This is a genomic window from Methylocapsa polymorpha, assembly GCF_045689225.1.
GTDB lineage: Bacteria > Pseudomonadota > Alphaproteobacteria > Rhizobiales > Beijerinckiaceae > Methylocapsa > Methylocapsa polymorpha.
The window spans coordinates 247,028-259,872 of the sequence record NZ_CP136862.1; the positions used below are offsets into that span (position 1 = coordinate 247,028).

13 protein-coding genes are annotated in these 12,845 nt (G+C 62.6%); 9 read left to right on the top strand and 4 right to left on the bottom strand.

Features of this window, described 5'->3' with window-relative positions; all coding sequences use genetic code 11:
• Nucleotides 1–248: 248 nt before the first annotated feature.
• Both RZS28_RS01245 and RZS28_RS01250 read right to left on the bottom strand, forming a co-directional pair.
• Nucleotides 249–1,265, bottom strand: coding sequence for an AbrB family transcriptional regulator (locus RZS28_RS01245; protein ID WP_407339412.1), 1,017 nt, complete (start codon nt 1,263–1,265; stop codon nt 249–251).
• An 85-nt stretch (nt 1,266–1,350) separates the two neighbouring features.
• Complete coding sequence (locus tag RZS28_RS01250) at nt 1,351–1,920, bottom strand: hydrolase (RefSeq protein ID WP_407339413.1); 570 nt, start codon at nt 1,918–1,920, stop codon at nt 1,351–1,353.
• Nucleotides 1,921–2,095: 175 nt separating this feature from the next.
• Here RZS28_RS01250 and RZS28_RS01255 point away from each other — a divergent pair, with 175 nt between their 5' ends.
• From RZS28_RS01255 to RZS28_RS01285, 7 genes are all read left to right on the top strand, one after another.
• Entirely contained in the window at nt 2,096–2,659 is a 564-nt protein-coding gene (locus RZS28_RS01255) for a helix-turn-helix domain-containing protein (protein WP_407339414.1), read from the top strand.
• 98 nt (nt 2,660–2,757) lie between these two features.
• Complete coding sequence (locus tag RZS28_RS01260) at nt 2,758–3,114, top strand: ArsR/SmtB family transcription factor (RefSeq protein WP_407339415.1); 357 nt, start codon at nt 2,758–2,760, stop codon at nt 3,112–3,114.
• Entirely contained in the window at nt 3,098–4,066 is a 969-nt protein-coding gene (locus RZS28_RS01265; RefSeq protein ID WP_407339416.1) for an SRPBCC family protein, read from the top strand. Before RZS28_RS01260 ends, RZS28_RS01265 begins: the two co-directional genes overlap by 17 nt.
• Nucleotides 4,067–4,108: 42 nt before the next feature.
• Nucleotides 4,109–4,600 (top strand): VOC family protein, encoded by a 492-nt coding sequence (locus tag RZS28_RS01270; RefSeq protein ID WP_407339417.1) that lies wholly within the window; start codon nt 4,109–4,111, stop codon nt 4,598–4,600.
• Between the two features lie 389 nt (nt 4,601–4,989).
• Complete coding sequence (locus tag RZS28_RS01275; protein ID WP_407339418.1) at nt 4,990–5,883, top strand: substrate-binding domain-containing protein; 894 nt, start codon at nt 4,990–4,992, stop codon at nt 5,881–5,883.
• 413 nt (nt 5,884–6,296) lie between these two features.
• Nucleotides 6,297–7,109 carry a uridine kinase gene (locus tag RZS28_RS01280; RefSeq protein WP_407339419.1) on the top strand — a complete coding sequence of 271 codons (813 nt, stop codon included), beginning with the start codon at nt 6,297–6,299 and terminating at the stop codon, nt 7,107–7,109.
• Nucleotides 7,110–7,122: 13 nt separating this feature from the next.
• On the top strand, nt 7,123–7,953 hold the full coding sequence (locus RZS28_RS01285; RefSeq protein ID WP_407339420.1) for a molybdenum storage protein subunit alpha: 831 nt from the start codon (nt 7,123–7,125) through the stop codon (nt 7,951–7,953).
• A gap of 80 nt (nt 7,954–8,033) precedes the next feature.
• On the opposite strand, the gene abc-f is transcribed toward RZS28_RS01285, so the two are convergent.
• Both abc-f and RZS28_RS01295 read right to left on the bottom strand, forming a co-directional pair.
• Nucleotides 8,034–9,656, bottom strand: coding sequence for a ribosomal protection-like ABC-F family protein (abc-f, locus tag RZS28_RS01290; protein WP_407339421.1), 1,623 nt, complete (start codon nt 9,654–9,656; stop codon nt 8,034–8,036).
• Nucleotides 9,657–9,689: 33 nt separating this feature from the next.
• Nucleotides 9,690–10,049, bottom strand: coding sequence for a hypothetical protein (locus RZS28_RS01295; RefSeq protein WP_407339422.1), 360 nt, complete (start codon nt 10,047–10,049; stop codon nt 9,690–9,692).
• Nucleotides 10,050–10,114: 65 nt separating this feature from the next.
• Between RZS28_RS01295 and RZS28_RS01300 the strand changes: the two genes are divergently transcribed.
• Together RZS28_RS01300 and RZS28_RS01305 are read left to right on the top strand one after the other, a co-directional pair.
• Nucleotides 10,115–11,521 (top strand): amino acid permease, encoded by a 1,407-nt coding sequence (locus RZS28_RS01300; RefSeq protein ID WP_407339423.1) that lies wholly within the window; start codon nt 10,115–10,117, stop codon nt 11,519–11,521.
• A gap of 448 nt (nt 11,522–11,969) precedes the next feature.
• A complete protein-coding gene (locus tag RZS28_RS01305; protein ID WP_407339424.1) occupies nt 11,970–12,692 on the top strand; it encodes an energy transducer TonB in 723 nt (240 codons plus the stop codon).
• Nucleotides 12,693–12,845 lie beyond the last annotated feature (153 nt).

Sequence of the window (12,845 nt, forward strand, 5' to 3'; positions counted from 1 at the left end):
TAGGAAGAACTCGCGGCGAGCATATCTGGTCGGCATCGCCTGGATAACCGGAATTCCCTTATGTTCTCGATCAGGTCTGGGTCGCGCCCGATCTGCTCAGCCATACGCATTCCAGGCGGCGCCAAAACGGACGTTTTGCGTACAGTTATAGCTATCATCCTGCGGGGGGACCAGCACTGGTCCGCGGGCGACGCACATAAACCGTGTGATCGCCATCGAGGGGCGCTGAGAAGGAGAACCTTTCCAATTCAGTCAAGGTCGCCGAGATCGGGCGGACGAACCAGCTCCCAGCTGGGAGGCGCGCGATCGAGCGCGCCAGCCACCCACCGCGCCACCGGAGGGCCGACAACCAACAGCATGATCATCCGGACAGTCTGCAGGGCCATGACGAACGGCATGTCGACCGTGGTCGAGGCGGCGATGATCGCGGCGGCGTCCACGCCGCCAGGGCTGGTGGCGAGGTAGGCTGTTAGCGGATCAACATGCAGGAGCGCCACGAGCAGCCACGCCAGCAGGCCACAGAAGCCCATCAGGATGACCACGGCGCCTACGCTCTGGGGAAGCGCCCGGGCGGCGGCGGCCAGGACATCGCGCGTGAAGCGCAAGCCGGTGTTCCAGCCGATGAGCGCGTAGCTCGCAACCAATACGATTGGCGGCAGCTCGATCCTGACCCAGCCAAGCATGCTGAGCGCCGCGCCCAGCGCGAGTGGACCCAGGAGAACGCCTGCCGGCATCCGCACTGCAAGGCCAAGAACGCCTCCGAGAAGAGCGACGGCCGCAGTCGCCGCGAGGCGCGACAGAACGACTGGCGGAAAGAAACCGGCGGCGAAGCCGCCGCCGCCATGCGCGAACAGCAGCGCCACGACTGACGCCGCGGCGGCCACGAGCACGACGCGCAGGTACTGCATGAAAGCGACGAGCCGGAAATCGGCGCCATAGGCTTCGGCCATCACCATCATCACCGTGGCGGCGCCCGGCAGCATGCCCCAGACCGCCGTATTGCCGGGGATGATGCGCAAGCGGCCCATGGTCCAGGCGATCGCAGAACTCGCAGCCACCGAAAGCGCCACCACGCCGAGGAAAACCGACCAATGGCGCGCAAAGCCATCGATGATCGCAGGCGTGATCGACTGGGCGACGAGGCAGCCTATGACCGCTTGCGCCGCCGCCATCAGGGCGCGAGGGACTCTCACCGCCCCTCCCGCCATTTGCACCAGCGCAGCTGCGGCCAGCGGCCCGAGCATCAAGGCGGCGGGCAGCTTCACCCACTGGAGCGCGCCGCCCAGCGCCCCGCCGCCGGCAATGGCCGCAGCGGGAGATAGGCCTCAGCCGAAGGCCTCGGCGACTCGCTCACTTTTGAAGCTCGATCTCGCCGACCTTCGCCACTCGGCCAAGCACCGGGAAGATATGCTTGAAGGCGAAGGCATGCATCTCGGCCGAACGACCTGTTGTCGCATCCTCCGCCAACACGACCGCATAGCCATGCTCATGCGCAGTCCGGGCGGTCGATTCGACGCCGATGTTTGTTGCAATGCCGCCGATGACCACGGTTGCGACGCCGCGCCGACGGAGCTGCAAATCGAGCTCCGTCCCATAAAACGCGCCCCACTGGCGCTTGGTGATCCTGAGGTCCGAAACTTCGGCAAGCCCGTCCGCCAATTCCGCCCAGCTTTCGGGATAGCCGTCGGATAGCGCGTGAGGCGGCCGATCGACCGGCGCCTTCAGTGCGTCGCCGAAATCGGGGGAGAAGGCGACGTTGACGAGCACTACGGGCGCTCCGGCTGCGCGGAAGCGCAGGGCCAGATCCTTTCCTCTGGCGAGCACGGCCGCACCGGAATGGGGCTCGGTCGGCGCGCCGACGATCCCTTTTTGGAGATCGATCAGGATCAGCGCGGTGGTCGCGGCGGAGAGGATAAGCATGGGGCGTCCTTTCGCCAGGTCTGGGCAGCCTCCGCGCGCCATTGCCGGACGCTGAGGGAGCGGCTACATACTTGAGGGTAGACTCAAGCAGCGCATCTATTTGAGGAAAGCCTCAACTTTGTCAAGCCGGAATCGCAAGCCCCTCCAACCGCAGCGAGAGGTCGGCCGCCAGCGCGTGGCCGAGCTCATGGAGGCGGCCGCGGCCGTGATCCAGGAACGGGGATTCGAGGTCGCGACGATGGCGGAGATCGCCGCGCGGGCGGACGCGAAGATCGGCTCCCTCTATCGCTTCTTTCCGAGCAAGGAGGCCGTGGCTGAGGCGTTGATGCAGCATTACGCTGAGGTCCTGCAGACGGAATATGCCGCGATCCACGCGCGCGCGGCCGACGCTGGACCGGAGGAGCTGGCCGATATTCTCATCGATCTGTTGGTGAAGCTCTATCCGCAGACCCGGGCGATCAGGGCCTTGCTGGATTCGCGGACCGACTGGACGGAGATCCGTCTTCGTTTCCGCAGTCTGGCGCTCGCCGGGGTCAAGACCGCACTAAAGGCGTGCGCGCCCGACCTCGACGACAGCGACGCCGACGACGTCGCAGCCGTGGTGCTCAACAATATGAAAACCATGGTGGGCATGACCATGAAGGATGCGCCGACGAGCCCCGGCGCGCCCGATCAGTTAAGATTGATGAACCAACTCTATCTGGCGGCAAAGCTCGCGCCCGGACGGCCCGCTGCATAACGGCGGCAAGACTTGGCTCGGCTGATCGCAGCAATACCACGCTGCCGAATAATCACTAAAGGGTTTGCCAAACTGTCTCCATGTTGATAGTTAGGTATATGCCTAACCAAACGCCCGACCTCGACGGCTTGTTCCATGCGCTTGCAGACCCCGCCCGGCGGGCCATGGTCGAGCGGCTTAGCCGCGGTCCGGCGCCCGTGAGCGAACTGGCGCGGCCGCTCCCCATGTCGCTTCCATCGGTCATGCAGCATCTCGGCGTGTTGGAGGCCGCAGGACTGGTGCGTTCGGAAAAGCTCGGCCGGGTGCGGACATGCTCGATCCAGACCGACGCGCTCAGCCTGGCGGAACAATGGATTAATGCCCGCCGGCAGGAGTGGGAAGGCCGTCTCGACCGCCTTGGCGAATATTTGAAGTCCATGGAAAACGGAGGAGATCACGATGGCCCAGTCGACTGATGCGGACAACGCCGCGGCGCTGCGGCAACCGCCGCCGCTGAGGATATCCCGCACCTTCCACGCTCGACGCGAAACGGTGTTCAAAGCGTGGGGCGCCGCCGAGCATGTGAAGAACTGGTTCAGCCCGGAGACCTACAGCGTCCCCGACGCAAGGGTGGAGATGCGCGTCGGCGGCGCGTTCGAGGTCTGCATGCTCTCGCCGTCCGGGGAGAAGCACTGGACCCGCGGCGTATTCGTGGAGGTCACGCCGCATAGCCGCCTCGTGATTGACATGCACGCTGTCGATCTGCAGGAGCGACCGCTGTTCCGCGCCTATACGGAGGTGACGTTCACGGACGTTCCGGGCGGCGCGCGGATGGACGTCGTGCAGACCTACACCTTCATCGATCCGTCGATGGCGGCGCCAATGGTCGCCGGCGCGCCCGAGGGCTGGCGCACAACGCTCGACAAGCTGGAGCAGGAGGTGCTGCGCATGTCAGGCGCCGTCGGCGCGCGGGTGCGTTCCGTCGTGCATGCCAGTTTCCATCTGGAGCGTCGCTACAATGCGCCGGTCGAACGGGTGTGGAGGGCTTTGACCGACGAGGCCGCCAAGCAGAAGTGGTTCGGCGGCCCGCCCGGTGAATGGGATCCGATTGAACGATACATGGATGTGCGCGAGAGCGGACGGGAGCGGGCAAAGGGGCGCTGGAAGAGCGGTATGGTCTCCACTTTCGACGCCATCTATCACGATGTCGTCCCTCATGAGCGGCTGGTCTACAGCTATGTCATGCATCTGGACGACAAGAAGATATCCGTCTCGCTGGCCACCATGCAGCTCAAGAGCGAAGATGGAGGTACGAAGCTCATGGTGACGGAGCAAGGCGCGTTTCTTGACGGCTATGATGACGCAGGCTCCCGCGAGCACGGCACAGGGTATCTGCTCGACCGGCTTGGGGCGTCGCTGAACGCGTGAACGGCCGCCGCCTCGACAACCCCGATCTTAAGGAGAACATCGATGAGCAAGATCGTCACCTGCCTATGGTTCGACCATGGTGAGGCCCGGAAGGCGGCGGAGTTCTACGCGGCCACGTTTCCCGACAGCCATATTGGGCGAGCGCATCAGGCCGCATCCAATTATCCAGGCGGCGAACAGGGCGATGAGTTGACCGTCGAGTTCACCATGCTTGGCCAAGCTTTCGTCGGCTTGAATGGCGGTCCCAACTTTTCGCCCAACGAGGCGGTAAGCTTCGCGGTGATGACCGATGACCAGCCGGAAACCGATCGTTATTGGAATGCGATCATCGAGAATGGCGGTCGCGAAAGCCAGTGCGGCTGGTGCAAGGACAGGTGGGGCTTCTCATGGCAGATCGTGCCGCGAGTCTTGATCGCCGCGCTGAACGACGCGGATCGCGCCGCCGCGAAGCGGGCGATGGACGCCATGATGACCATGCGCCGGATCGATATCGCCAGGATCGAGGCGGCGCGCGCGGGAGAGCAAGTAGCCTGACGCCCATGCGCCGGGCCTCTGTTGGAAGATCCGCGCCATACGCCAGCTCCCGATGGCTCCGGCCGGATTCGATGAATGACTGAAGTTGAGATACGGCTTTCCGTCAGGATGACGCGGATGGGCGCGAAATAGAAGCAGGGCGCCTGACGATGTCCAGAATGGACGCCCCTCGTCCGCATCTTGTCTGACTGGGTCGTCGACCGCAAAGAGATTCGATTCCCCGGCGAGCCATCAGCGCATCAACATGCGCATGCTCAGCGCCAGTGGTCCTTACGCCCGGGAATTGCCGGCCGCCACGCGAATCTCTGTGCCTTGCGCTGTTCCTTTCCGCACTTGTGTGAACTTATGCTATTTCTCCGAAAAGGCCTGGAAGAAACAGCAGAAAACACATGACGGAATTCCTTACGACGCGCGAACTGGCGGCCATGCTCCGCGTCAAGGAGCGAAAAATCTATGAAATGGCGTCGGACGGAACGCTACCGGTGCGCCGTGTTACGGGTAAGCTTTTGTTCCCACGCGACGAAATCGAGGCATGGATCGTCTCGAACGGCGCCGAGGCCAAGCCCGCGCGAAGCGAACGGCCCGCGTCGGCGGCGGCGCCCGCCATCATCGTCGGCGGTCATGACCCGCTCCTCGAATGGGCGCTACGCGAATCGCGCTCCGGCATTGCGGCGCTTCTGGATGGCGCTCTCGACGCGCTGCAGCGCGGTCCGGGGGAGGATTATGTCGCGGCGGGGCTGCACATTCCCGAGCGCGAAAATGACGGCTGGAACGTCGCGGCGGTCAGCGAGGCTTTCGCCGATCAGCCCATCGTGTTGATCGAATGGGCGAAGCGCACGCGCGGCTTGATCTTCCGGACTGATCTCGGACGCTCGATCGGATCTCTCCGCGCGGCGCGGGGTTTGCGGTTTCAATCGCGGCAAAAGCAGTCGGGCAGCGAAATGGTGCTGGCCCAATTGCTCGAACGAGACGGCCTTCGGATCGAGGATCTTCATTGCGTCGAGACGGTCGAGCGAACCGAAGCGGATCTCGCCATGGCCATCGCCGACGGCAAGGCCGATGTGGGGCTCGGCATCGAAGCCATGGCGCGTCAATGTCGGCAGGGGTTTACGCCGCTGATTGTCGAGCGCTTCGACCTTCTGATTTGGCGGAAGGCCTATTTCGATCCGCCCATGCAAAAGCTCCTGCGCTTTTGCGCCAGCGAGGCTTTCGTTAGGCGCGCGAGCGAGCTTGGCGGCTATGACGTGACGGATTTTGGCGCAGTGCATTTCAATGGGCCCTGATCCAACCCGCGCCTTGCGAGGACGATCTGCAAAGAAAAAAGCCGCCGAGCCTCGAGGCCGGGCGGCTTTTTAAAACTCAACCGAAACGCGACGCGTTCGGGATAGTCGGACCTTAGTCGGCGGCGACCATGACGTCCGTCGATTCGATGATCGCCGTGTCCTCACAGCCTAGCGTTGAAAGACTCGCGGTAACTGTTTTGCCATGGGCTTCCTGGTTCTATTGCGGTGGTCTGGTTTTCGACGATCTCGATTCCGCAACCTGACGAAAAGGTGCTGAATTGTGCATTTTTTTGTCATTATTTACCTTGCGGCGTAAAAGATGTTAAACTTCACAAATTGCGTGGTATTTCAATAAGATGTATAAGATCACTTGAAGCAAAGAATATTTCATCGAAACAACGAAAGGCGCCACCATGGCCGATACAACGGCGGAGCTCGAGACGCTCCTCATGCAGCGATCGCTGGACGACGCGCAGCTTCTAGCTGCGGCGGAGGCGGCGGAAGACTTCCGGATTCTGCCGGACGCGACGGTGGTCAAGATCGGCGGCCAGAGCATCATCGATCGCGGCCGCGCGGCCCTCTACCCGCTCGTGGACGAGATCGTGGCCGTCCGTAAGGCCCACAAGCTGCTTATCGGGACCGGCGCAGGCACAAGGGCCCGGCACCTCTACTCGATCGCGGCGGGGCTTAACCTGCCTGCGGGCGTGCTCTCGCAGCTCGGCGCCTCGGTCGCCAATCAGAACGCCGTGATCCTGGGACAGCTTCTCGCGAAGTACGGCATCTCCGCAGTCGAAGGCGCCGGGCTCTCGGCCGTGCCGCTCTACCTCGCCGAGGTGAACGCCGTCATCTTCAGCGGCATGCCGCCCTACGGCCTCTGGATGCGCCCCGCCCCGGCGGACGTCATCCCGCCCTACCGCACCGACGCCGGATGCTTTCTCCTCGCCGAGCAGTTCGGCTGCAAGGCGATGATCTTCGTGAAGGACGAAAACGGCCTCTACACCGCGAACCCGAAAACCTCGAAGGACGCCACCTTTATCCCGAAGATCTCGGTTGACGAGATGAAGGCGCGGGGGCTGCACGACTCGATCCTCGAATTCCCGATGCTCGACCTGCTCAAGGCGGCGCGCCACATCCGCCAGGTGCAGGTTGTGAACGGCCTGGTCCCCGGCAACCTGACCCGCGCGCTCGAAGGCGAGCATGTCGGCACCATCATCACCGCGAGCTAAGGAAACGACCGCCATGTCCGAACTTGCCAACAGCATCAAGCACGTCGCCTCGCCGCTCGCGCGCCAGACCCTCCTCAACGACGAACTCACCCGCCCCGTCGCTGGCAGGCGCCCCGTCCGCATTCTCCCCTGGCTTCAGGTCGTGAAAATCGGCGGCCGCTCCATCATGGATCGCGGCGCGGACGCGATACTCCCAGTGGTGGAGGAGATCCGGAAGCTCCTGCCCGAGCACCGTTTGCTCATATTGACCGGCGCCGGCATCCGCGCCCGCCACCTCTACGGCGTCGGCCTCGACCTCGGCCTGCCGGCCGGGTCGCTGGCTCCGCTCGCCGCGAGCGAGGCCGGCCAAAACGGCCACATCCTCGCGTCGCTGCTCGCGCCGGAGGGCGTCTCCTACGTCGAGCACCCCACCGTCGCGAACCAGCTCGCGATCCATCTCACCGCCGCTCGCGCGGTCGTGGGGAGCGCTTTTCCTCCCTATCACCACCATGAGTTCCCCTCGCGCATCCCGACTCACCGGGCTGACACGGGCGCGTTTCTGCTCGCCGATGCGCTCGGAGCGGCCGGCCTCACGATCGTTGAGGACGTGGATGGGGTGTACACCGCCGATCCCAGGGGCCCCGATGGGGAGAAAGCGAAGTTAATCGGCGAGACGAGCGCCGCCGACCTCACAAATCACAAGGGCTCGCTGCCCTTCGACCGTGCGCTCCTCGAGGTCATGGCGACCGCGCGCCATCTCGAGCACGTGCAGATCGTGAACGGGCTCGCGCCGGGTCGGCTCACCGCCGCGCTCCGTGGCGAGCATGTGGGGACGATCATCCACACCGGCGCGCGCCCGGCCTGAGCGCACAGGCGCCGGCCGGCCGCGCCGATCCAGGCCCCGGGGAACGTTGCTTGGCTCAGCCGCGAAGGTCTGAGCGTCAATCAGCTTCGTAGTCCGGGAGCCTCCTGGCCCGTCCGCGCAACATACTCCGTGTAGCCGCCGCCGTACTGGTGAACGCCCTCCGGCGTCAGCTCGAGCACGCGATTGGACAGCGCCGCCAGGAAGCGCCGGTCGTGCGAGACGAACAGCATGGTTCCTTCGTACTGCGACAGGGCCGCGATCAGCATCTCTTTTGTAACGATGTCCAGATGATTGGTGGGCTCGTCCAGCACCAGGAAGTTCGGCGGATCGTAGAGCATTCTCGCCATGACCAGCCGGGCCTTTTCGCCGCCCGACAGAATCCGGCACTTCTTCTCGACGTCGTCGCCTGAAAATCCGAAGCAGCCGGCCAGCGCCCGCAGCGAGCCTTGCCCCGCCTGGGGGAACGAGTCCTCCAGCGACTGGAACACCGTGCGCTCGCCCTCGAGCAGATCCATGGCGTGCTGGGCGAAATAACCCATCTTGACGCTTCCGCCCAAGGCCACCATGCCGTTGTCCGGCTTCGTGGAGCCGGCCACCAGTTTCAGCAGCGTGGACTTGCCAGCCCCGTTGACGCCCATCACGCACCAGCGCTCCTTGCGGCTCACGACGAAGTCGAAACCCTCGTAGATGCTCCGATCGCCGTAACGCTTGTGCACGTTTTTCAAGCTCACCACGTCATCGCCCGAGCGCGGCGCTGGCGGGAACTCGAACGCGACCGACTGGCGGCGCTTAGGCGGCTCCACCCGTTCGATCTTGTCCAGCTTCTTCACCCGGCTTTGCACCTGCGCGGCGTGGGAGGCGCGCGCCTTGAAGCGCTCGATGAACTTGATCTCCTTGGCCAGCATCGCCTGCTGACGCTCGAACTGGGCCTGCTGCTGCTTCTCGTTCAGCGCCCGTTGCTGTTCATAGAATTCGTAGTCGCCCGAATAGGTCGCCAGCGCCCCGCCATCGATCTCCACCACCTTGGTGACGATGCGGTTCATGAATTCGCGATCATGCGAGGTCATCAGCAGCGCGCCGTCATAATCCTTGAGAAAGTCCTCCAGCCAGATAAGGCTTTCCAGGTCCAGATGGTTGCTTGGCTCGTCCAGCAGCATGGCGTCCGGACGCATCAGGAGGATGCGGGCCAGCGCCACGCGCATCTTCCACCCCCCGGAGAGAGCGCCCACGTCGCCGTCCATCATCTCCTCGCTGAAGCTGAGGCCCGCAAGGACTTCTCGCGCCCGCCCCTCGAGCGCGTAGCCTCCAAGGTCCTCGAAGCGCGCCTGCACCTCGCCGTAACGCTCGATGATGGCCTCCATGTCATCGGCCCGGTCCGGATCCGCCATATCGGCTTCCAGTTCCTTCAACTCGGCCGCGACGGCGCTCACGGGGCCGGCGCCGTCCATCACCTCGAAGACGGCGCTGCGGCCGAACATCTCGCCGACGTCCTGGCTGAAATAGCCGATGGTGATCCCTCGATCGGCGACAACCTGACCCTCGTCAGGCTCCTCCTGCCCCGTGATCATCCGGAAGAGCGTCGTTTTGCCGGCGCCATTGGGGCCGACCAGACCGACCTTCTCACCTCTCAGGAGCGCCGCCGACGCCTCGACGAAGATGAGCTGCTTGCCGTTCTGTTTACTGATGTTATCGAGACGTATCATGAGCGTATGGCATCCAGAGAAGATCCCGTGCCTTTACGCCATGAGGCGCCGAAGCGAAAGAGTGGACTTGTCGCGGCCATCATCGAGCGGGCAGTCCTGCAGCACGCGATCTTGCGCGGCCCCTCGCCACGATCTCCTTGGCGGAATAGACATACTGAACGATTGATCGGCTCGATCCAGCGGAATGTCCTGACCATGTTGTCGTATTCGGCGAACGGCGCCTGCGCCACATCCTTCTTTCGTACATGCGGCATTACAATAGCGCTCGCATACATCTGTCTGTAAATAAGGACGCGCCAACGCCGCGAGGCCATCGGCCTGCTGGCCGCATTCTGCCGGCGCCAATTCTCGGCGGATTACACCATCGCGATGTTCGGATTTGATTTCCAACAAGGAAAATCCTTGCCTGACGCTCGCTTCCGGCAACGCCTGGCTTGAAAACAAAAGGAGAGTGAACCATGGACGAGGCCCATGTGAGGAAGTCGCTGGACGGAGAGCAACGAGACGCGGAGAAAGACCTCCACCGCGGGCTCAAGGATCGGCACGTCCAAATGATCGCGATAGGCGGGACGATCGGCGTTGGGTTATTTCTTGGTTCGGCTACAGCGATCCAGAAAGCCGGCCCGGGGTTGGTGGCGTCCTACGCCATTGGCGGATTGGTCATGTTCTTCATCATGCGCGCCCTCGGCGAATTGCTGCTCTACCGGCCGGTGTCTGGGTCCTTCGCCGCCTATGCGGAAGAGTTCGTCGGGCCTTGGGCCGGATTCATGACAGGTTGGTCCTACTGGTTCATGTGGCTGGTCATTGGCATGGCGGAGATAACCGCCGTGGGCGTTTACGTCCATTACTGGTTCCCTGCAGTTCCCCAGTGGATTCCGGCATTGATATCCCTGGGCCTCTTGTACTCAGCAAACCTGATCGCGGTGAAGCTGTTCGGAGAAATCGAATTTTGGTTCGCGCTGATCAAGGTGGTCACTATTGTAGCAATGATAGTTATTGGCTTAGGAGTCATAGTGTTCAAATTCGGTGATCTGGGAAAGACGGCAAGCTTCTCCAACCTTTGGGCGCAGGGCGGCATTTTCCCTTTTGGGGCATCCGGCGTGCTTTTATCGCTGCAGATGGTTATGTTCTCCTACGAAGGTTTGGAACTGATAGGCGTGTCTGCGGGCGAAACCGAAAACCCGGAGAAGGTGCTCCCCCATGCGATCAATAGCGTTGTTTACCGTATGCTCGTCCTTTATATCGGGGCTCTGCTGATCATCATGTCTCTTGTCCCTTGGAACCAATTGAGTCCCGGCACAAGCCCGTTCGTCTTGGTCTTAGAAAAAATAGGAATTCCAGCCGGGGCCGGAATCATCAACTTTGTCGTAATCACCGCCGCCGCATCGTCGTGCAACAGTGGGATCTTTAGCACTGGACGCATGCTCTACAGCTTGGCCCAGGTTGGGCAGGCCCCGCGGGCGTTCGGCAAGGTTAGCATCCGAAAGGTCCCCGCAGCGGGCGTCACCGCGTCGGCGGCGCTTATGCTGGTCGGTGTGGCGCTTAACTACATTATTCCCGAACGGGTTTTTGTGTACGTGACCAGCGTATCGCTGGTTGGATCGCTGTGGACCTGGGCATTGATCGTCATTGCCCACTTGGGCTACCGCAAGGCGGTCGCGACCGGCGCATTGCTGCCGGTCGCCTACCGAATGCCCGGCTCGCCGTATGCGAATTGGTTCGTGATGGCGTTTCTCGTCCTGGTCGCGATACTCCTTAGCCTGGACGAAGGCACCCGGGTGGCTCTCTATGTCGCTCCCATTTGGTTCACCCTCCTCGGCATTGGCTATCAGACCGCGAAGCGGCGTGCGGCGCAGGTAGTGTAAGGAGAAAACCTCAAATCGGCCACGCCCGACGAAGCGGCCGCGTTCAAAAACGTATGGCACGCCGCGTCTGCAAGCGATTCTATCGAGGGCGCCTTATGATCAGTCTGCTTCAACCTATCCGGCCTCGGGCTCGAGCCTCGGGCCAAGATGGTGATAGCGCGTTCCGGCCTCATGAAAGTCTCGGCGTCGGGCACCGTTTTTTGAGGCAGGTTTCCACAACGCCGGTCGATTGTCAGGCCATCTCTCTTCCAATTGTCGTGGTCCCGCCGGATCGCTGGTTCACCCTCGCGAGCGGAATGAACGTCGGTTCAGACGCATCTTCACGTTCACGCGCTTCGAAAAGCTCAATGTCATGTACAAAGCTTTCCTCCTGCTCGCGCTCGCCCACCACATCCTATAGTGCTAACAGGCCCTGAGTCAGACTAGGTCAAAAAGGAGGCTAAGAAGCGTGAGGTTCACGATCGAACCCGGCTTTGCCGCGTCATTCGCCCTCCATGGGGCTATCCTTCTCATTGCGGCCTGGGTGGCGGCGTCGGCGCCAAAGACACTGGTCGTCGTGTTTGAGGGCATGGAAGCCGACTACCAGGTCGACGAGAAGCTGAAGGAGCAAAGCAGCGGGTCTCCTGGCTCAAGCGCCGTGACCCCGCAACAGCAGACTCTGGTGCAGGCGGGGGAAAACCGTCAGACGGACGCGACGTCGAATGAGGCGGAGGAAAACAGTAACACGGATACGACGCCGAATGAGGCGGAGCCAATACCCTCTGCTGGGCAACCACAGGCGGCGCCCACGAACGCCGCGCCCAGTTCGCCCGGTTCTCTGGAGGTCTCGGGCGACGATCAGCGGCAAGACGCGCGGAAGATCCGACCGCGCGTCGAAAATCGAATCGACCCTTTGCAGGCTTATGCGAAGTTGTTGACCAAGAAGGTGCAGAGCGAACTTGTCTATCCGGAGGCTGGCAGGCAGGCAGGCCTGCAGGGCGCCGCCGTGGTCTCATTCACGATACTTCCTGATGGCGCGCTGAGCCCGGGTTCTCTCCGGATCGTTTCGAGCAGCGGGGAGGCGAAACTCGATGAAAGCGCGCTTAAAACGATCCGAGCCTGCGCGCCGTTCGATCCACCGCCTCACAAGATCACGCTGAAAATAACCATCAAGTATGGGCGACGGCGCTGATAGCGCAACCGGGTGAAGACGCAATCAAATCTGCGAGAGAGGTGCAACCAGAAGCCAAATCCGATCGCCATATATTTGTCTTGCCGGGCGAAAGTCGCCTTTACTTTAGTGCGAAGGCGCGAAATATTCGAAAGGCGTCAGGTGACGCCGTCC